The sequence below is a fragment of the Aromatoleum bremense genome, assembly GCF_017894365.1.
Taxonomy (GTDB): domain Bacteria; phylum Pseudomonadota; class Gammaproteobacteria; order Burkholderiales; family Rhodocyclaceae; genus Aromatoleum; species Aromatoleum bremense.
The window spans coordinates 1,190,289-1,208,953 of record NZ_CP059467.1; the positions used below are offsets into that span (position 1 = coordinate 1,190,289).

At 67.2% G+C, this 18,665-nt stretch carries 19 protein-coding genes; 10 read left to right on the plus strand and 9 right to left on the minus strand.

The genetic code is table 11. From position 1 onward, the window contains the following. Window positions 1–188: 188 nt before the first annotated feature. On the minus strand, window positions 189–1,094 hold the full coding sequence (locus tag pbN1_RS05655) for a LysR family transcriptional regulator (RefSeq protein ID WP_169201093.1): 906 nt from the start codon (window positions 1,092–1,094) through the stop codon (window positions 189–191). Window positions 1,095–1,247: 153 nt separating this feature from the next. Here pbN1_RS05655 and pbN1_RS05660 point away from each other — a divergent pair, with 153 nt between their 5' ends. The 4 genes from pbN1_RS05660 (at window position 1,248) to maiA (ending at window position 4,977) form a co-directional block, all read left to right on the plus strand. After that, the gene (locus pbN1_RS05660; protein ID WP_169201092.1) at window positions 1,248–2,285 is read left to right on the plus strand and encodes a cupin domain-containing protein; all 1,038 of its coding nucleotides are present in this window, start codon (window positions 1,248–1,250) and stop codon (window positions 2,283–2,285) included. A gap of 27 nt (window positions 2,286–2,312) precedes the next feature. Continuing rightward, a complete protein-coding gene (locus pbN1_RS05665) occupies window positions 2,313–3,023 on the plus strand; it encodes a fumarylacetoacetate hydrolase family protein (RefSeq protein ID WP_169201091.1) in 711 nt (236 codons plus the stop codon). A gap of 107 nt (window positions 3,024–3,130) precedes the next feature. Next, window positions 3,131–4,327 carry a 3-hydroxybenzoate 6-monooxygenase gene (locus tag pbN1_RS05670; protein ID WP_169201090.1) on the plus strand — a complete coding sequence of 399 codons (1,197 nt, stop codon included), beginning with the start codon at window positions 3,131–3,133 and terminating at the stop codon, window positions 4,325–4,327. Window positions 4,328–4,338: 11 nt separating this feature from the next. Further along, window positions 4,339–4,977: a maleylacetoacetate isomerase gene (maiA, locus tag pbN1_RS05675; RefSeq protein ID WP_169201089.1), complete on the plus strand. Its 639-nt coding sequence runs from the start codon at window positions 4,339–4,341 to the stop codon at window positions 4,975–4,977. Window positions 4,978–5,040: 63 nt separating this feature from the next. On the opposite strand, the gene pbN1_RS05680 is transcribed toward maiA, so the two are convergent. Further along, complete coding sequence (locus tag pbN1_RS05680) at window positions 5,041–5,289, minus strand: hypothetical protein (protein WP_169201088.1); 249 nt, start codon at window positions 5,287–5,289, stop codon at window positions 5,041–5,043. Between the two features lie 14 nt (window positions 5,290–5,303). Then, a complete protein-coding gene (locus pbN1_RS05685) occupies window positions 5,304–6,155 on the minus strand; it encodes a LysR substrate-binding domain-containing protein (RefSeq protein WP_244857173.1) in 852 nt (283 codons plus the stop codon). A gap of 98 nt (window positions 6,156–6,253) precedes the next feature. On the opposite strand from pbN1_RS05685, the gene pbN1_RS05690 reads away from it, so the two are divergent. Continuing rightward, window positions 6,254–7,450 carry a YbfB/YjiJ family MFS transporter gene (locus tag pbN1_RS05690; RefSeq protein WP_169201087.1) on the plus strand — a complete coding sequence of 399 codons (1,197 nt, stop codon included), beginning with the start codon at window positions 6,254–6,256 and terminating at the stop codon, window positions 7,448–7,450. Between the two features lie 71 nt (window positions 7,451–7,521). On the opposite strand, the gene pbN1_RS05695 is transcribed toward pbN1_RS05690, so the two are convergent. The 4 genes from pbN1_RS05695 to ftsY all read right to left on the minus strand — a co-directional run bounded on the left by pbN1_RS05695 (window position 7,522) and on the right by ftsY (window position 11,435). Beyond that, window positions 7,522–8,652, minus strand: coding sequence for a radical SAM/SPASM domain-containing protein (locus pbN1_RS05695; protein WP_169201086.1), 1,131 nt, complete (start codon window positions 8,650–8,652; stop codon window positions 7,522–7,524). Between the two features lie 76 nt (window positions 8,653–8,728). Next, window positions 8,729–9,631 carry a permease-like cell division protein FtsX gene (gene ftsX / locus pbN1_RS05700; protein WP_169201085.1) on the minus strand — a complete coding sequence of 301 codons (903 nt, stop codon included), beginning with the start codon at window positions 9,629–9,631 and terminating at the stop codon, window positions 8,729–8,731. Further along, a complete protein-coding gene (locus pbN1_RS05705) occupies window positions 9,628–10,290 on the minus strand; it encodes a cell division ATP-binding protein FtsE (RefSeq protein ID WP_169201084.1) in 663 nt (220 codons plus the stop codon). Before pbN1_RS05705 ends, ftsX begins: the two co-directional genes overlap by 4 nt. Continuing rightward, window positions 10,287–11,435, minus strand: a complete 1,149-nt coding sequence (gene ftsY, locus pbN1_RS05710) for a signal recognition particle-docking protein FtsY (RefSeq protein ID WP_169201184.1) — start codon at window positions 11,433–11,435, stop codon at window positions 10,287–10,289. Before ftsY ends, pbN1_RS05705 begins: the two co-directional genes overlap by 4 nt. 140 nt (window positions 11,436–11,575) lie before the next feature. Here ftsY and pbN1_RS05715 point away from each other — a divergent pair, with 140 nt between their 5' ends. From pbN1_RS05715 to pbN1_RS05735, 5 genes are read left to right on the plus strand one after another with little or no spacing between them, the layout of a single operon-like run. Beyond that, the gene (locus pbN1_RS05715) at window positions 11,576–12,949 is read left to right on the plus strand and encodes a M16 family metallopeptidase (RefSeq protein ID WP_169201083.1); all 1,374 of its coding nucleotides are present in this window, start codon (window positions 11,576–11,578) and stop codon (window positions 12,947–12,949) included. Window position 12,950: 1 nt separating this feature from the next. Further along, window positions 12,951–14,336 carry a M16 family metallopeptidase gene (locus pbN1_RS05720; RefSeq protein WP_169201082.1) on the plus strand — a complete coding sequence of 462 codons (1,386 nt, stop codon included), beginning with the start codon at window positions 12,951–12,953 and terminating at the stop codon, window positions 14,334–14,336. Then, window positions 14,333–14,872 carry a 16S rRNA (guanine(966)-N(2))-methyltransferase RsmD gene (gene rsmD, locus pbN1_RS05725; RefSeq protein WP_169201081.1) on the plus strand — a complete coding sequence of 180 codons (540 nt, stop codon included), beginning with the start codon at window positions 14,333–14,335 and terminating at the stop codon, window positions 14,870–14,872. The genes pbN1_RS05720 and rsmD overlap by 4 nt, the downstream gene beginning before the upstream one ends. Then, entirely contained in the window at window positions 14,869–15,360 is a 492-nt protein-coding gene (coaD, locus tag pbN1_RS05730; protein ID WP_169117677.1) for a pantetheine-phosphate adenylyltransferase, read from the plus strand. The genes rsmD and coaD overlap by 4 nt, the downstream gene beginning before the upstream one ends. Before the next feature lie 14 nt (window positions 15,361–15,374). Then, window positions 15,375–15,629 carry a YfhL family 4Fe-4S dicluster ferredoxin gene (locus pbN1_RS05735; protein ID WP_041645708.1) on the plus strand — a complete coding sequence of 85 codons (255 nt, stop codon included), beginning with the start codon at window positions 15,375–15,377 and terminating at the stop codon, window positions 15,627–15,629. 80 nt (window positions 15,630–15,709) lie between these two features. Here the strand turns inward: pbN1_RS05735 and pbN1_RS05740 are convergent, their stop codons facing one another. Beyond that, complete coding sequence (locus pbN1_RS05740) at window positions 15,710–17,686, minus strand: dynamin family protein (protein ID WP_210147669.1); 1,977 nt, start codon at window positions 17,684–17,686, stop codon at window positions 15,710–15,712. A 154-nt stretch (window positions 17,687–17,840) separates the two neighbouring features. After that, on the minus strand, window positions 17,841–18,656 hold the full coding sequence (mutM, locus tag pbN1_RS05745) for a bifunctional DNA-formamidopyrimidine glycosylase/DNA-(apurinic or apyrimidinic site) lyase (RefSeq protein ID WP_169203133.1): 816 nt from the start codon (window positions 18,654–18,656) through the stop codon (window positions 17,841–17,843). Window positions 18,657–18,665: the final 9 nt, after the last annotated feature.

Here is an 18,665-nt window from a genome sequence, read left to right on the forward strand (position 1 = left end):
CGTTAGTAGACACGCCCCGTGGCGCGATGAGCCCGCTCCGAACCCACCATAAAGCGTGCAGCGCGACGCATATGAATGCATTGGGCTCGCGCACGAAAAGATCATTCAATTCAAGCACGCGGAGCGGTGAAATCCAGCTCTTGTGACCGAGCTGCGGCCGCGAATCGTCGCCCCGCGCACCCGCTTTCTCACGGCGCGAGCGGCGTCGACAGCAGCTCCTGGATCAGCGCGCGCAGCCAGCGGTTGCCTGGATCGTTGTTGTAGCGCTCGTGCCAGTGCTGCTTGACGGCATATTCGGGCAGCGGGAAAGGCACCGGGTACACGCGCAGCCGCTCCTCGTCGGCGAGCAGTTCGCCCAGGCGCTGAGGGATCGTCACGAGCAGCGCGGTGCGCTCGACGACGTAGGCGATGCCGACGAAGCTCGGGATGCGCAGCACGACGCGACGCTTGATGTCCTGGCGCGCGATCTCGCGGTCGATGATCAGGTGGCCGGTGCCGGAAGTGCTGACGACGGCGTGCTCCTCGGCTTCGAACTGCGCCAGCGTCAGGCCGCCGCGAATCCGCGGGTGCGTCGCGCTCGCCATGCAGACGTAGTGCTGCCGGAACAGCGCCTGCTGGTAGAAGCCGGCCTCGAACTGCGGCATGAAGCCGAGCGCGACGTCGACCTCGCCCGACTCGAGCATGCCGGCGGTGTTCGCCGAGAGATTCGCGATGTCGATATGGATGCCGGGCGCGACGGTGCGCAGCCGTTCCCACAGTCGGGGCAGCAGCACGAGCTGGCTGATGTCGGTCATTGCGATGCGGAAAGTGCGGCGAGCCCGCGTCGGATCGAATTCGGCGCGATGACCCGAGGCGGCCGCAACCGCCGCGACGGCAACGCGTATCGGCTCGGCCAGTTCCTCGCCGAGCGGCGTCGGCTCCATGCCCGCCGAGGTGCGCACGAACAGCGGGTCACCGAAATGCTCGCGCAGCTTGCCGAGCGCGATACTCACCGCCGGCTGGCCGAGCCCGAGATTCTCGGCCGCGCGGCTGACGCTGCGCGTCTTGTAGATTTCGTCGAAGACGCTCAACTGACGAATTTCCAGAGTTCCCATGGCTCACTCTATTCCATTTTCGAATGAAAGGCATTCGATACAACGAATGGATTGAATGTCTGCCGTTCAGTACATTTCGCCCATCGATGACAATTTGTTGATATAGGTCAAAAGAAATGATCGAAAATCGATATCCACAGGAGGAGTGCAATCATGTCGGAACTCGGAACCCTTGAAGATCTGCCGCTCGATTACCGGCAGGCGCTGGCCGCGCAGAACCTCGTGCCGCTGTGGCCGAGCCTGCGCGCGGTGCTGCCGCATGGCCAGCCCGGCCCACGCACCCGCGCGACGATGTGGTCGTACGAGAGCCTGCGGCCGCTGCTGATGCAGGCCGGCGAGCTGACGCCGATCGAGAAGGCCGAGCGCCGCGTCCTCGTGCTCGCGAACCCCGGCCACGGCCTCGAGAAGATGCAGGCGAGTTCGAGCATGTATCTCGGCATGCAGCTCCTGCTGCCGGGCGAATGGGCGCCGGCGCACCGGCACACGCCGAACGCGGTGCGCATGATCGTCGAGGGCGAAGGCGCCTACACGACGGTGAATGGCGAGAAATGCCCGATGCAGCGCGGCGACCTGATCCTGACCCCGACCGGGCTGTGGCACGAGCACGGCCACGACGGCGACCAGGCGGTGGTGTGGCTCGACGTGCTCGATCTGCCGCTCGTCTACTATATGGAAGCTTCCTACGCGGTCGAGGGCGAGAAGCAGGACGTCGCACCCGGCCAGCGCGACCGTGAATACCTGCGCGGCGGTGTCGTGCCGAGCCCGGTGTTCACCCGCGGCACGTCGGCCTATCCGATGCTGCGCTACCCGTGGGCCGAAGTCCGTGCAGCGCTCGAAGCGCTCGCCGCTGAGCGTCCCGACATCGACGCGGTGCAGGTCGCGTACGTGAATCCCGAAGACGGCAGCGACTGCCAGAACATCCTCGGTTTTTCGGCACTGATGCTACGCCCGGGCGAGACGCTCGCGCTGCCGCAACGCTCCCCGGCGATGGTGTTTCACGTCATCGAGGGCGGCGCGGCGGTTGCCGCCGACGACGCAAGCTTCACGCTCGCAGACGCCGATACCTGCTGCGTCCCCGGCTTTGCGCGCGTGACGCTGAAGAACCGCTCCACGACCGAACCGGCGTTCATCTTCATCGCCGACGAAAGCCCGTTGCACCGCAAGCTGGGACTCTACGAAGTCCGCGCGTAACCGCCCCCTGCCCCAGGAGAGATCACGATGAACCAGTCCGAATACGTTTTCACCCCGCCGCCGGTCCACTCGCTGCCGATTCGCGACAACGACGCCCGTTTTCCGATCAACCGCCTGTTCTTCGTCGGCCGCAACTATTACGCGCACTCGGTCGAGATGGGGAACCCGGTCAACAAGGCGACCTCCCGACCGTTCTACTTCACCAAGGCACCTTCGACACTGACCGAATCCGGCGCGACCGTCGCGTATCCCCCCGGGACGAAGAACTTCCACTATGAGATGGAACTCGTCGTCGCGATCGGCGCGCCCGGTTTTCGCGTCGCCGAAACCGATGCGGAAAAGCTCATCTACGGCTACGCCTGCGGCCTCGACATGACGCGCCGCGACCTGCAGCTCGTCGCGCGTGAGCAGGGACGCCCGTGGGATCTCGGCAAGGACGTCGAGCAGTCATCGGTCGCCTCCGAAATCGTGCCGAAGGGCGACCTCGGCGTCGTCGCGAAAGGCGCGATCGAGCTCGCAGTCAACGGCCAGACGAAGCAGTCGTCCGACGTGTCGTTGCTGATCTGGAGCATCCCCGAGATCATCGCCGACCTGTCGCAGTTCTATCACCTGCAGCCGGGCGACCTGATCTACACCGGCACGCCCGAAGGCGTCGGCGCAGTCAATCCGGGCGACCGGCTCACCGGGCGGATCGACGGCATCGGCGAAATCAGCCTCGTGATCGGCCAGCCGGAATAAGAGAAAGAGAGCAAAAAGACCGAGAACCGCTTTCGGACCGGGAACAGCCGGACCGGAACCTGCGGGCCGCAGAGAACGGCCCGCGCATCGAGACAGAGGAGACGGACATGAGCGAGCAACTTCCCGTAATCGTTGCCGGCGGCGGCATCGGCGGCCTGGCCGCGGCACTGGCGCTGGTGCGCCAGGGGTTTTCGGTCGAGGTGCTGGAGCAAGCAGCCGAGATCGGCGAGATCGGCGCCGGCATCCAGCTCGGCCCCAACGCGTTCCATGCCTTCGACGCTCTGGGCGTCGGCGACAAGGCGCGCACCCGCGCAGTCTATACGGACGAGATGGTGATGCACGACGCGCTCGATGAGAGCCTCGTTGGCCGCATCCCCACCGGCGAGGCGTTCCGCAAGCGCTTCGGTAATCCCTATGCCGTCATCCATCGCGTCGATGTGCACTTGTCGCTGCTCGAAGGCGCGCAGGAGACCGGCCGCGTCGAATTCCTGACGTCGACCCGCGCCGAGCGCATCGAGCAGGACGACAACGGCGTAACGGTGTTCGACCAGCATGGCAACGCCCACCGCGGTATCGCGCTGATCGGCGCCGACGGCGTGAAGTCGGCGGTGCGCGCGCAGTACGTCAATGACCCGCCACGCGTCACCGGCCACGTGGTCTACCGCGCGGTGATCGACAAGAAGGATTTCCCGGAAAACCTGCAATGGAACGCCGCGAGCATCTGGGTCGGCCCGAACTGCCATCTCGTGCATTACCCGCTGCGCGGCGGCGAGCAGTACAACGTCGTGGTGACCTTCCACAGCCGCCAGCAGGAAGAGTGGGGCGTCACCGAAGGCAGCCGCGAGGAGGTGCAGAGCTATTTCCAGGGCATCTGCCCGAAGGCACGCCAGCTGATCGACCTGCCCAAGAGCTGGAAGCGCTGGGCGACCGCCGACCGCGAGCCGATCGGCCAGTGGTCGTTCGGCCGCGTCACGCTGCTCGGCGATGCGGCGCACCCGACAACGCAATACATGGCCCAGGGCGCGTGCATGGCGCTCGAAGACGCCGTGACGCTCGGCGAAGCGCTGCGTGTCCATGACAATGACTTCATCCGGGCTTTCGACCTGTACCAGCGTTCGCGCGTCGCCCGCACCGCGCGCATCGTGCTGTCGTCGCGCGAGATGGGCCGCATCTACCACGCCAAGGGCGTCGAACGCCTGGTGCGCAACGACCTGTGGAAAGGCCGCACGCCGGAACGCTTCTACGACGCGATGGAGTGGCTGTACGGCTGGAACGTCGATAACTGCCTCGCCGCGACGGCATGAGGGGACCGGCGATGCAACTCTACAACTTCTTCCGCAGCGGCACTTCGCACCGTCTGCGCATTGCGCTGAACCTCAAAGGGCTCGACTACGACTACGTCGCGGTCGACCTGCGCACCGATGAACATCTCGGCGCGCAGTTCACCGCGCTGAACCCGCAAGGGCTGGTGCCGGCGCTCGTCGACGGCGAGCTGACGCTGATCCAGTCGCCGGCGATCATCGAGTGGCTCGAAGAGCGCTACCCGACGCCCGCGCTGCTGCCGTCCGATGTCGACGAGCGGGCGCGCGTGCGCGCACTGGCCGCGATCGTCGGCTGCGACATCCACCCGATCAACAACCGGCGCATCCTCGAATACCTCCGGAAGACCCTTGGCTGCGACGAGGCGGCGGTGTTGCGCTGGTGCGCGACGTGGATCTCGGCCGGTTTCGACGCGCTCGAGGCGCTGCTCGCGGCCGACAAGTCGCGCGGGCAGTTCTGCTTCGGCAATGCGCCGACGCTCGCCGACGTCTATCTGGTGCCGCAAGTCGAGAGCGCGCGTCGCTTCAACGTCGATCTCGGCCCCTACCCGAATATCGTCGCCATCGACCGCCGCTGCGGCGAGTTCGACGCCTTCCGCCGCGCAGCCCCGGCCGTGCAGCCGGACGCGAAATGAAAGTCTGCAAAATCAAACACAATTCTTAATTCAGGATTTTTTCCGACTGCCATGCCGGCATCCTCAAGAAGCTCGAGCAGTTGAACGAACTGCCTGCGCTGCTCGAGCCGGCCGCGCGCGCGGGACATCGCGGCAAACGCGCTGGAATTCTTCCGCGAGGCGATTTTCGAGCACCATCTCGACGAGGAGCGCGAGTTTCTCCCGCTGTCGCAGGCGATCCTCGGCCGCAACGCCAGCCACCTGGCCGCGCTCGGGCTGTCGCTGCACATGCGCCACGCGCTGAAGAAGCCCGTCACTACATTTGAAGCGCATCGGCGCCGCCGACATCAGGGCGCCCCGCCGGCGAGCGCCGCCGCGAGCGTCGTCAGCACCACCTGCGGCGGCGCGTCGCGACGGCGAACCATCCCGGTCGGCACGCGGCCGACGTCCGTCGGCAACGGCTCGATCACGAGTTCGGCGGCGAGCGGCGAGCGCTCGACGACACGCCGCGGCATCAGCGTCCAGCCCAGCCCGACCGACACGCAGCCGAGGATTCCTTCGAGCGTGCCGAATTCCATCACGTCGGCGCACGCCTGCCCGCTCGCACGCTGCCAGGCAAGCGCCCGGGCACGGTACGCGCAGCCTTCACGGAAAATGATCAGCGGCAGCGCCTGCGGGCCGGCGCCGTCGGCGCACACCTGCACGAGTTCCTCGACGACGAGTTCGTCAAACTGAAGATCGGGGTGCTTCACCGGTCCGGCAACGAACGCGCAGTCGAGCTTGTGGTCGAGCACCTTCTCGGTCAGCGCTGCACTGGTGTCCGCCTGCACCCGCAGCTCCAGCCCCGGATGTGCGGCGCGCACGGCCTTCAGCCCCGCGGGCAGGTGCAGCGCGGCGAAAGTCTCCATCGTGCCGATCCGCAATTCCCCCGCGCTCTCGCCGACCTGCCGCATCGCTGCGGTCGTCTGGCGTTCGAGCAGCAGCATCCGGCGCGCGTATTCGAGCAGCACGCGGCCGGACGGCGCGAGCTCGATCCCGCGCCCCTTGCGGAAAAAGAGCTCGGTCCCCAGCTCTTCCTCGAGCCGGCGGATCCGGCTGGTGACGTTCGACTGCACGGTGTTGAGCTTGCGCGACGCAGCGAGGATGCCCCCCTCCTCGACGACGGCCTGGAAGGTCCGCAACGCGACAAGTTCCATCATCTATCTCCAAAATAGAATTTTTCGTTCAGAACAAATCGTTTGTTTCGATAGATTATCCTGTCTATCGTGTCTGATCGGAAGAACTGACGAGCCCCCGGATGAACGAACAGAAAGAACGGATCAAGATTTTATGCGCAGGCATCTTCAGCCTGATTCTCGTGCTCGGTGTCGCGCGTTTCGCGTATACCCCGCTGCTGCCGCTGATGCAGCAGCAGGCGGGGCTCGGGATCGCCGAGGCCGGCTGGCTGGCGGCCGTCAACTACGCCGGCTATCTGTGCGGCGCGGTGCTCGCCGCGATGATCAGCGACCTCGTGCTCAAGGACCGCCTGTACCGGATCGGGATGGTCATCGCAGTCCTGAGCACCGCGATGATGGGCCTGACGACCGACTCCACCGTCTGGGCGGTGTCGCGCTTCGTCGCTGGGCTGAGCAGCGCCGCGGGCATGCTGTTCGGCACCGGGCTGATCCTCAACTGGCTGATCCGTCACAACCATCGCAGCGAACTTGGCATCCACTTCGCCGGAATCGGCCTCGGCATCGCCGGCTGCGCGGCGGCCGTCGCGCTGATGAGTTCGTGGCTCGACTGGCGCGAGCAGTGGTTCGCGTTCACCGCGTTCGGCTGCGTGCTCCTGGTCCCGGCGCTGCGCTGGCTGCCGCCACCCGATCGCAGCGCGGTAACGAAGAGCGGCGAGGTCATGACCGACCGGCCGCCGACTGCGCTGTTCATGCGCCTCTTCATGGTCGCGTACTTCTGCGCGGGGATCGGCTACGTCGTCAGCGCGACCTTCATCGTCGCGATCGTCGACCAGTTGCCGGGACTCGCCGGGCGCGGCACGCTGGTGTTCCTCGCGATCGGCGTCGCCGCGGCGCCGGCCTGCATCGTCTGGGACTTCGTCGCGCGCCGCACCGGGGACCTCAACGCGCTGATCCTCGCGGCGGTGCTGCAGATCGGCGGCATCCTGCTGCCGCTCGCCGGCGGCCTTCCCGCGGCACTCGCCGGCGCACTGCTGTTCGGCGGCACCTTCATCGGCATGGTCAGCCTCGTGCTGACGATGGCCGGCCGCTACTACCCGACGCGACCGGCGAAAATGATGGGCAAAATGACTGTTTCGTACGGCATCGCGCAGATCATCGCCCCGGCGCTGACCGGCTGGCTCGCGGGCTCGCTCGGCAGCTACGCCGCGGGACTGTACCTCGCGGCCGCGGCGATGGTCGTCGGCGTCGTCCTGCTGCTGGTGCTGAAAGCGGTCGAAAGGCGCGAAGCCGCGGGGGCCGTGCCGGCCTTCGAAGCCTGACGCGGGACCGGGCCATTCCGTCCAGCATGCCCCCGGCAGGCTTCGCGAGGCGGCCGAGGCGGCGTACTACGCTACGGCATCACTTCAACGTAGTCGTAGATCTCGCAGTCGGTGATCTCGCGCCGTACCGCAAGCGGTGCGTTCGCGAACCACGCGTGCGGGTTGCGGCGGTCGATCTCGGCGCCCATGAACTTCACGAGTTCGCAGATCGGCTCGACGACCTGCTCGCGGTACGGTGCGTCGTCGAGCACGTAGCCGACGTAGAGGTTCTTCATGCAGTTGCGGCGGCAGAACGCGAGCGCCTCGCACGACTCGCACGGCATCGCCGGCGTCGGCTGCAGCGGGCTCGCCTTCAGCCAGTTCGCGACGAGGTCGCCCTGCTGCATCTCGGGACGGTGCGTCAGGTCCGGGCACGGGAAGATGCGCCCGTCCGGCAGGATGTTGAGGATATGCGTCGACGCGCGGCATTGCGACAGTCCGCTGCACGCTTCGCGAGCGCGCGACGGCAGCACCTTGTTGCGCACGGTGCCCATCAGCGGAATGAACGGGTACAGCGCGGGTGAAGCGAAGAACTTGTCGATCAGCAGCGAGAGCGCTTCCTTCTTGCGGGGCATGGCTTCAGCATCGTAGAAGCCTTCGGCCTGCGTGAACTGCCAATACACGTAGTCGAAGGCCGGCAGCAGGCTGTCGAGCTCGTCGAAGCTGATGTCCGGGTGTCCCCACGTCACGCGCGCGGTCAGCTTGCCGCCGAGCTTCGGCCGGATCTTTTCGATGTTCGCCGTCACCTTGCGATACACGCCGCGGCCACGGTAATGGTCGGTCGTGTGCTCGGCGCCATCGACCGACACGAGCACGTTCGACAGCTTCGTGAGCACCGCCTCCGGCAGCCGGTGCAGCAGCGTGCCGTTGGTCTGCAGCTGGAAGCGGAAGGTCGGGTGGCGTTCCATCAATGCGGCCATGAACGGGATGTTCAGCGTCGGCTCGCCGCCGTAGAACGTGACGTAGATCTCCTTGTCGGCCAGATGCGTCGCGATGAAGGCGTCGAGCGTGTCGAGTGAATACGCGACCTTGCCCTGCGAGCCGAGCACGTCGCCGACCGCAATCGAGCAGTACGAGCACTTCAGGTTGCAGGCGAGCGTCGTGAAGATGTTGAGTTCGACGCGGTTGCCGACGATCGGCCGGCGCAGTTCGGGTGCGTTCATGATTTGTCGTGCGTGAGCTGAGGGAAATGTTTCCGCGGCGGGCGCGGATTATAGCCGCAGCCCGCCGCCAGGAGCCTTACGTCAGGCGTTCGGCAAGATGGCGGCGTACCGAGATCGCGCTGCCGAGCCAGCCGAGGAACGCGGCGAAGCCGAGGATCGCCGCGCTCTCGCGCAGGCCCGGCCCGCTCAGCGTGAACACCGCACCGTAAGTCTCGGCGAGACTCGCAACCGGCCCGCCGAGCGCCTGCACGGTCGCCCACACGGTCGCCAGCGCGACGCCGCCGCCGAGCAGGCCCTGCAAAGTGCCGAACCAGTAGAACGGGCGGCGGATGAAGCGGTCGGTCGCGCCGAGCAGGCGGCTGACGTCGATCTCGTGACGCTGCGTGAGGATCTGCAGCCGGATCGTGTTGAACGTGACGATGACGAGCGCGAAGCCCAGCAGCCCGGCGAGCAGCAGCACCGCGGACTGCCCGAGCCCGAGCAGCGCATGCAGGCGCTTGACCCACGCCGAATCGAGCTGCACGTGGGCGACGCCCGGCCACGCCGCAAAGCGCGCGTGCAGCGCTTCGTACGCCGCCGGATCGTCGCTGCCCGACGTGACGATGAACGCGTCGGGCAGGGGGTTCGACGTCAGGCCGCCGAGCACGTCGCCAAGGCCGCTGTGCTCGAGTTGCCGCAGCGCCTCGTCCTTGGGCACATGGCGGTAGCCGGCGAGCTCGCCGTCGGCGCGCAGCCGCTTCTCGATCGCGGCGATGTCGGCGTCCGACGCGTCCTGCGCCATGAACACGCTGATTTCAGGCGTTCCGGAGACGCCGCGCGCGAGCGACGCGACGTTGTCGAGGAGCAGGTAGCCGGCCGCCGGCAGCGACAGCGCGATGCCGACGACGAGCGCCGACAGCAGCGTTCCTAGCGGTTGCGCGACGAGGCGCCGCAGCGCCAGCGCGAACGCGCGCAGATGCAGCGAAAACCAGTTCATCATGCCGCGGCCTCGATAAGCAGGCCTTTGCCGAGCACGATCCGGCGCGGCTGGTGCTTGGCGAACAGGCGATCGTCATGGGTCGACACGAGCACCGTGACGCCCGCCGCGTTGAAGGACTTGAAGAGGGTCGCGATCTCGGCCGCGTAGGCGGTATCGAGGTGCGCGGTCGGCTCATCGGCGATCAGGATCGAGGGCCGGTTGACGATCGCTCGCGCGATCGCGACCCGCTGCTGCTCGCCGCCGGACAGCCCGGCCGGCATTTCGCGCTCGCGCCCTGCGAGGCCGACGCGGTCGAGCGCAGCGGCGACGCGCTTTGCCGCATCACGCGGCGGATGGCCGGTGATCACAAGCGGCAGCATCACGTTGTCGAACACGTTGCGGTCGTACAGCAGCCGGCTTTCCTGCAGCACGAGCCCGAGATTGCGGCGCAGGTACGGAATCGCGCGCCGCCGCAGGCCGGACACGTCCTGGCCGCTGATGCGCACCGTGCCCGAGGTCGGGCGCTCGATCGCGGCGATCAGTTTCAGCAGCGTGCTCTTGCCCGCGCCGGAGTGCCCGGACAGCACCGCGAGTTCGCCGGCAGGGATCTCGAAGCTCACGCCGGCGAGTGCGGTGTAGCCGCCGGGATAACGCTTCACGACCTCTTCGAAAACGATCATGCCGCGCTGCCGGCTCCGTTCGTATCGAACAGCGCGTCGACGAACTCGCGCGCCTTGAACGGCTGCAGGTCGTCGATCCCTTCGCCGACGCCGATGAAGCGCAGCGGCCGCGGGTACTGCCGTGCGATCGCGGCGACGACTCCGCCTTTCGCGGTGCCGTCGAGCTTCGTGACGACGAGGCCGGTGACGCCGATCGCGCTGTCGAAAGCCTTCACCTGCGCCAGCGCGTTCTGGCCGATGTTGGCGTCGAGAACGAGCAGCACTTCGTGCGGCCCGGTCGGGGAAGCCTTCGCGATGACCCGTTTGACTTTCGCGATCTCGTCCATCAGATGCAGCTGCGTCGGCAGCCGCCCCGCGGTGTCGGCGAGCACGACATCGATGCGGCGTGCCTTGGCCGCGTTGATCGCGTCGAAGATCACCGCCGCCGAGTCGCCGCCGTCCTGCGCGATGACGGTGACGTTGTTGCGCTGACCCCACGTCATCAGCTGTTCGCGCGCCGCGGCGCGAAACGTGTCGCCGGCAGCGAGCAGCACGCTCCTGCCCTGCGCCTGGAAATATTTCGCGAGCTTGCCGATCGAGGTCGTCTTGCCCGAGCCGTTCACGCCGGCGATCATGATGATGTAGGGACTGTGGCCGGACACGTCGAGCGGTTCCTCGAGCGGCAGCAGGATCGCGTGCAACTCGTCGGCGAGCGCCTTCTGCAGCTGGTCGGCAGTCTCGAGCCGGTCGCGCTTCCAGCGCTTGCGCAGTTCGCCGAGCAGGTGCTGCGTCGCCTCGACGCCGCAGTCGGCCATCAGCAGCGTCGCCTCGAGCTCCTCGAGCAGCTCCTCGTCAATCTTGCGCCGGCCGAAGAGGCTCGCGAGCCCCCCGCCGAGCTGCTGGCGGGTACGGCTGAGTCCCGCCTTGAGCCGCTCGGACCACGAACGTTTCGCGGCCGGCCTGGCAATCTCCGCGGCGAGCGGGAGGGGGGCTTCAAAGGGAGCTTCAAAGTCGGGACCGGCTTCGGCCGGTGGCGCCGGCCGCACCGCTTCGGCGATCGGTTCGGCCTGATCGAGCGCGGGCTCCGCGGCCGGGATCTCGCCCGGCTGCGCCTTGTCTTCCACCGCGTTGGGCTTCGCGGGCTTTTTTTTCAGGAAACCAAACATGGACATTCGGGTCTGTTGTGACGTTTGAACTTCGGCGGCGCCGAAGTCCCAATAACGCTAAGATGCGGCTGCACGTTCGAGCGGCGCCGGGTTTCGTCCGGGCCGCGAGCCGCGAATTCTACCAGATGCAGGACATCTCCATGTTTCGCCAGAACTTTCCCCGCATCGCCCTGCTTACCGCCGCGCTGTTCGCCGCGGCCGGGCCGCTTCACGCGAATCCGTTCGAAACGACCCTCGACAACGGCATGCAAATCATCGTCAAGGAAGACCGCCGCGCCCCGTCGGTGGTTCATATGGTGTGGTACGACGTCGGCGCGATGGACGAACCCGAAGGCGTCTCGGGCATCGCGCATCTGCTCGAACACCTGATGTTCAAAGGTACGGAAAAAGTCGGCCCGGGCGAGTTCAACAAGCGCGTCGCGGCGATCGGCGGGCGCGACAACGCCTTCACGTCACGCGACTACACCGCGTATTTCCAGCAGATCCCGCCGGCGCAGCTGGGCGACATGATGATGCTCGAAGCGGACCGGATGGCGAACCTGAAGATCACCGATCCGCTGTTCGCGCCGGAGCTCGACGTCGTCCGGGAAGAACGGCGCCTGCGCACCGAAGACGAACCGCGCGCGCTGGTGCATGAGCAGCTGATGGCCACGGCGTTCCAGGCCAACCCGTATGGCCGTCCGGTCATCGGCTGGATGACCGACCTCGACACGATGACGGCCGAGGACGCGCGCACCTGGCACAAGAGCTGGTACGCACCGAACAACGCGCGCCTCGTCGTCGTCGGCGACGTCGACCACCAGGCGGTGTTCGACCTCGCCCGCCGCCACTACGGCGCGGTGGCCGCGCGCGAACTGCCGAAGCGGCGCATCACTCCCGAACCGGAGCAGCTCGGCCCGCGCCAGAGCGTCGTCAGGGCGCCAGCCGAACTGCCGTACGTCACGCTGGCATGGCGCGCGCCGACGCTGCGCGATCCGGCGAACGACCGTGACGTGTATGCGCTGCAGGTGCTCGCGGCGGTGCTCGACGGCTATGACGGCGCGCGCCTGCCACGCCGGCTGGTGCGCGAGACTCGCGTCGCGGTGTCGGTCGGCGCCGGCTACGACGGCACCGCGCGCGGCCCGTCACTGTTCACGCTCGACGCCGCTCCCGCGGCGGGCAAGACCGTAGCCGACGTCGCCGCGGCGCTGCGCGGCGAGATCGCGCGCATCCAGAAGGAAGGGATCGCCGAGGACGAGCTCGATAGGGTCAAGACGCAGACCATCGCCGGCGAAGTCTACAAGCGCGACTCGCTGATGGGGCAGGCGATGGAGATCGGCTTCCTTGAGGCGAGCGGCCTGTCGTGGCGTGACGAGGCGGCGCTGCTCGAAGGCGTCCGGCGCGTCACCGCCGCCGAGGTCCAGGCGGTCGCGCGCAAATATTTCACCGACACCACGCTGACCCGGGCACAGCTCGACCCGCTGCCCGTTTCCGCCGGACAGCCTCGCCCCGCGACGCCGGCGACGAGGCACTAGCATGAATCCGACCACCCTGATTCGGAAGATCGCCCCTGCCCGCGCGGCGCTGTTCGCGCTGGCGGCCTTCGCAAGCCTCGGCACGGCGATCGCCGGCCCGAACATCCAGCACTGGACCGCCCCGACCGGTGCACGCGTATTTTTCGTCGAAAGCCATGCGCTGCCGCTCGTCGACGTGCAGGTCACGTTCGCCGCCGGTGGCGCGCTCGACCCGGTGGGCGCCGCCGGCGTCGCGAGCCTGACGCGCAGCCTGCTCGATGCGGGCACGGAAAGCCTGAACGAACAGCAGATCGCCGAACGGATCGCCGATAGCGGTGCCCGCATCGGCGGCGGCACCGACAAGGACATGGCCAGCCTGTCGGTGCGCACCCTGTCGAGCGAGGCCGAGCGCGAAGCGGCCATCGGGCTCGCCGCGCGGCTGCTCGCGAAGCCGACATTCCCGGCGGAGATCCTCGAACGCGAGCGGGCCCGCAGCATTGCCGGCCTGCGCGACGCGCTGACGCGCCCGGACACGCTCGCCGCACGCAGCTTCACCCGCGCGATCTATGGCGATCACCCGTATGGCCGGCTCGTCACCGTCGAATCGCTGCGGCGCATCAAGCGCGACCAGATCAAAGCGTTTCATAAGGCGCACTACACCGCGCTTGCGGCCAGTGTCGCGATCGTCGGCGACGTCAGCCGCGACCAGGCCGAACGGATCGCGGTCCGCCTCACCGAAGCCCTGCCCGCCGGGACGCCGCCTGCCCCGCTGCCCCCGCCGCAGCTTCCGCCCCGCCTGATCGAACATATCGAGCACCCCTCTGCGCAGGCCCACATCCTCATGGGGATGCCGGGAATCTCGCGCGACGACCCGGATTATTTCCCGCTGGTCGTCGGCAACTACGTCCTCGGCGGGGGCGGTTTCGTGTCGCGGCTGACGAAGGAAGTGCGCGAAAAACGCGGCTTCGCGTACAGCGTCTTCAGCTCGTTCCAGCCGCAGCGCGTCGCCGGACCGTTCGAAATCGGACTGCAGACGCGCGGCAGCCAGGCAAAGGAGGCGGGGCAGGTGACGCAGACGGTACTCGACGAATTCATCGCCGCCGGCCCGACCGCCGAGGAACTGCAAGCGGCCAAGGACAACCTCATCAACGGCTTCGGCCTACGGCTCGACTCGAATCGCAAGATCCTCGACTACGTGTCGATGATCGGCTTCTACGGCTTGCCGCTGGACTGGCTCGACACCTATCCGGAGCGCGTCGCCGAAGTCACCGTCGAGGCCGTGCGCGACGCTTTCTCGCGCCGCATTCGTGACGAGCACCTTGTGACAGTGGTCGCCGGCGGCAACGGCGACGTGGTCGCCAACGGCGGCGAACGTGTGCCGGCGGCCAAGGCGGAACCTTCCAATTGAGCCGGGTGCGCATCGTCGGCGGCGCGTGGCGTTCGCGCCTCATCGACGTCGCGAAAGTCCCCGGATTGCGGCCAACTCCCGATCGCGTGCGCGAAACGCTGTTCAACTGGCTCGGCCAGGACCTCACCGGCCTGACGTGCCTCGATCTCTTCGGCGGCTCGGGCATCCTCGGCCTCGAGGCGGCTTCGCGCGGGGCGTCCCGCGTGACCATCGTCGAGCACGACGCTCGCGCATTTGCCGCATTGCGACAGGCGACCAGGGCGCTCGCCGCGGAGCAGGTAGAGGTGATCCGCGGCGATGCGGTAAGATTCGCGCAAACGGCGTCGGAACGGTTCGACGTGGTATTCCTCGATCCACCCTACAATCAAGGCTGGCTTGAGCGGTTGGAACCCTGGCTCGACCGGGTTCTGAAGCCGGACGGCTGGCTCTATGCGGAGTCGGAAACGCCGGTAGGCGGACTTGGCGCCTGGCGGACGACGAAGCAGGGTCGCGCCGGCCAAGTCCATTTCCATCTCTTGCAAGGGAGGCAAGAATGAAGGAAGGGGTCGCGATTTATCCGGGGACGTTCGATCCGTTCACCCGGGGCCACGAGGATCTGGTGCGCCGCGCGTCGCTGCTGTTCAACACGGTCGTCGTCGCGGTCGCCGAGAGCCACGGGAAGGCACCGATCTTCACGCTCGACGAACGTGTCGAGATCGCCCGCGACGTGCTGGCGCCGTTCCCGAACGTCGAAGTCACCGGCTTCGACGGGCTGCTGATGGATTTCCTGCGGCAGCGGGACGCGCGCCTGATCCTGCGCGGGCTGCGGGCGGTGTCCGACTTCGAGTACGAATTCCAGATGGCCGGGATGAACCGAAAGCTGTTTCCCGACGTCGAAACGGTGTTCCTGACGCCGGCCGAAGAATACATGTTCATCTCGGCGACGATGGTGCGCGAGATCGCCCGCCTGGGGGGCGATGTCAGCAAGTTCGTGCAGCCTGCCGTGAATGAACGGTTGCTGCAGAAAGTGTCTTTGAAGCGATAGCGAGGAAGTAAAAGATGGCTCTGATGATTACGGACGAATGCATCAACTGCGATGTGTGCGAACCGGAATGTCCCAATGGCGCGATCTACCAGGGGGATGAGATTTACGAGATCGACCCGAACAAATGCACCGAGTGCGTCGGCCATTTCGACGAACCGCAGTGCCAGCAGGTCTGTCCGGTCGACTGCATCCCCATGAACCCGGATGTGGTCGAAACGAAGGAGCAACTGATGGAGAAGTTCGTCCGCCTGACCAGCCAGAAGGTCTGAGCAGGCGCCCCGCACACTGCGGGGATCGGACAAGCGAAGCGCACCCGAAGGTGCGCTTTCTTTTTTCCGGACTCGGTCGCTCAGGCGGCGCAGGAAACCGGCCCGCCTGAGCGGGCGGACATCCCCGACGCCGGCGCGCCGAGCACCGCGTGGATCGCCGCCTCGAGTCCGGCCAGTTCGTCGAGCTGCGCGAGCATCGCGGCCTCGGCCTGTTCGAGCTCGGCGATCCGCTCTTCGAGGGTGTCGGTTGCCTGGTGGATGCGCTTGACGCTTTCGAGCCGGCGCTTGAGCTGGAACTGGTATTCCCGCACCTGCGTCTCGAGCGGCGACATCACCGCCCGCAGCCAGCGCTCGACGTCCCGGTTGGCGACTTCGAAGGTGCGCCGCGCCTGGACCGCGACCGTTTCGAAGAACCGCTGCGTCAGCGTGTGCTTTTCGGTCGTCACGAGCGTGAGCGCGGTGTTGATCTGGCGATTGAACGCGGCTTCGAGCCGTTCGAGTTCGCGCTCGTAGCGCAACGTCGAGAACGCCTCGGGCGCGGCCAGCTTGAGTCCGTGCTCGACGCTGAAACGCTTGTACATGCTATCGAGCATGCGCGTGATCTCGGCGATCTCGCCAGCCGATCGCGCGAGGCTGCCGCGCAGGTTTTCGAAGAAACCTTCCATCGCCGCGCTCAGGCCTTTCGAGAACGTGGACTCGAGCATGGCTTCGCGGGTGCGGCGCGTCTCGTCGCGCAGCATGTCCATGCCCAGGTGGGCGAGCAGGTTGTTCGTCAGGTTCGAAAACACGCTGCGCACCGCGTAGTACTTCTGCAGCCCTTCCTCGAACTCGGTCTTTTCCGAGCGGATCTTGCGCATCATGTACTCGATGACGCTCTGGTTCTTGCCACGCAGATCGGTGAGTTCGTGCAATTGCTCGCGCAGCCCGGAAAGCCGCGCACCGAGGAGTTCGCGTGCCTGCAGGATCAGGTCGCCGGTTTCGCCGAGGGCGCCGTCGCGGACGATTTCCTGCTTCGTCGGCAGCAGCTCCTCGCTGAGCGCGCGCTCCAGCGCGCCGAGGCGGCTGCGCTCGAGCAGCGCTCCGTCATCGCGGATCCGCGCGACCAGCCCCTTCTGCGCCGACACGGGGAAGACGCTTCCCGCAGGCACGTCCAGCGTCTCCGCGACCGAGCGCAGCTGCCGGTCGATTTCCTCGTCGATGCGGGCCTCGTCGCGCAGGCCGTCCCACAGGCCGTCGATCTTGTTCAGCACGACGAGCCGCCCCCTCCTGCCCCCGCCCGACCCGCCGCGCACGTATTCGCGCCACACCGCGAGGTCGCTGTGCGTGACGCCGGTATCGGCCGCGAGGATGAACAGCACTGCGTGCGCATTCGGCAGCAGCGACAGCGTGAGTTCGGGCTCCGCACCGATCGCGTTGAGTCCCGGCGTGTCGAGCACGACCAGGCCCTGTTCGAGCAGCGGGTGCGGAAACTGGACCACGACGTGCCGCCAGCTCGGGATTTCGACCAGGCCGTCGGTGCCGGCCTTGAGCCCGTCCGCGCTGTCCGGGACGACCTCGAAGCCCAGCTGCCGCGCCTCAGCGGGCGACACCCGCTCGGTGTCGCCGACACGCGAGAATCCCTGCTGCAGACTGCCGACCGAGCTGATGTCGAGCGGCAGCACGAGCCATTCCTGCGCGAACCGCTTGAGCTCGCTGACGCTCGCGTGCGTCGCCCGGGTGCGGATCGGCAGCAGACGGATCTCGGGGCGCGCGTCCGCGCTCCATTGCAGTTCGGTCGGACACATCGTCGTGCGGCCGGCGCTCGACGGCAGCACGCGGTCGCCATAGCCGGAGAAAAAGAGCGCGTTGATCAGTTCCGACTTGCCCCGCGAAAACTCGGCGACGAAGGCGACCGTGAGCTTGTCGTCGCGCAGGCGTTCGAGTACACACTGCAGCCGCAGGTCGCCCTGCGCATCGCCGATTTCGTTGTGCGACAGCCATTGGCGCAAGCGGCCGATGGCCGAAGAGGCGCCGGCGCGCCACTGGCTGTAGGCCGAGAATTGGTCAACCAGGCTCATGTCGGTCTCGCTCGCACGCGGAGGGCTGCCGCGTAAAAATTACACACGGCGCCAGCATAACCCCGATTCCCACACCATCCAATTTGGGACCGGCGCAATGTAACGGCTGTATCACGCCGGTACGCTCTACCGGGGGAGGTTTCCCCGGGACCGCTCAACGACGCTGGCAGCGCGGGCAGAAAAAAGTCGAGCGCTGGCCGGTCACGACCCGGCGAACCGGCGTTGCGCACACCCGGCACGCCAAGCCTTCGCGTCCGTACACGAAGTACTGCTGCTGGAAATACCCGGCGCGCCCGTCCCCGCCGACGAAGTCCCGCAAGGTGCTGCCGCCCGCGTCGATCGCCGCGAGCAGCGTTTCGCGCACCGACGCGGCAAGGCGCGCGAGGCGCTGAGGCCCGATCGCGCCGGCCGGTGCGAGCGGATGGATGCGGGCACGGAACAGGCTCTCGGACGCGTAGATGTTGCCGACCCCGACGACACGGTGCGCATCCATCAGCGTCTGCTTGATCGACATCCGCACTCCTCGCGTCGCCTCATGCAGCCAGGCGCCGGTAAAACCGCTCTCGAGCGGCTCGCGCCCGAGCGCCGCGAGCAGCGGGTGGGACAAACCGTCGCCCGCATGCCACAGCACGAGGCCGAACCGGCGCGGATCGCGCAGCCGCAGCGCCGCGGCGCCGAACACCAGGTCGACGTGATCGTGCACGCCGGCGGGCTCGTCAGCCGACACCACCCTGAGGCTGCCGGACATGCCGAGATGCACGAGGACGCTGCCGTGCGGAAAATCCAGCAGCAGGTATTTCGCGCGGCGCCGGACGCCCTGCAGTCGCTCGCCGACGAGCGTTTCCGCGAGATCCGCGGGCACCGGCTGGCGCAGCCGCGGATTGCGCACTTCGAGCGCGGTCAGCGTCCGCCCGGCGACGAGCGGGCGAATGCCGCGGCACGTGATTTCCACCTCCGGCAATTCCGGCATCGGCAACCC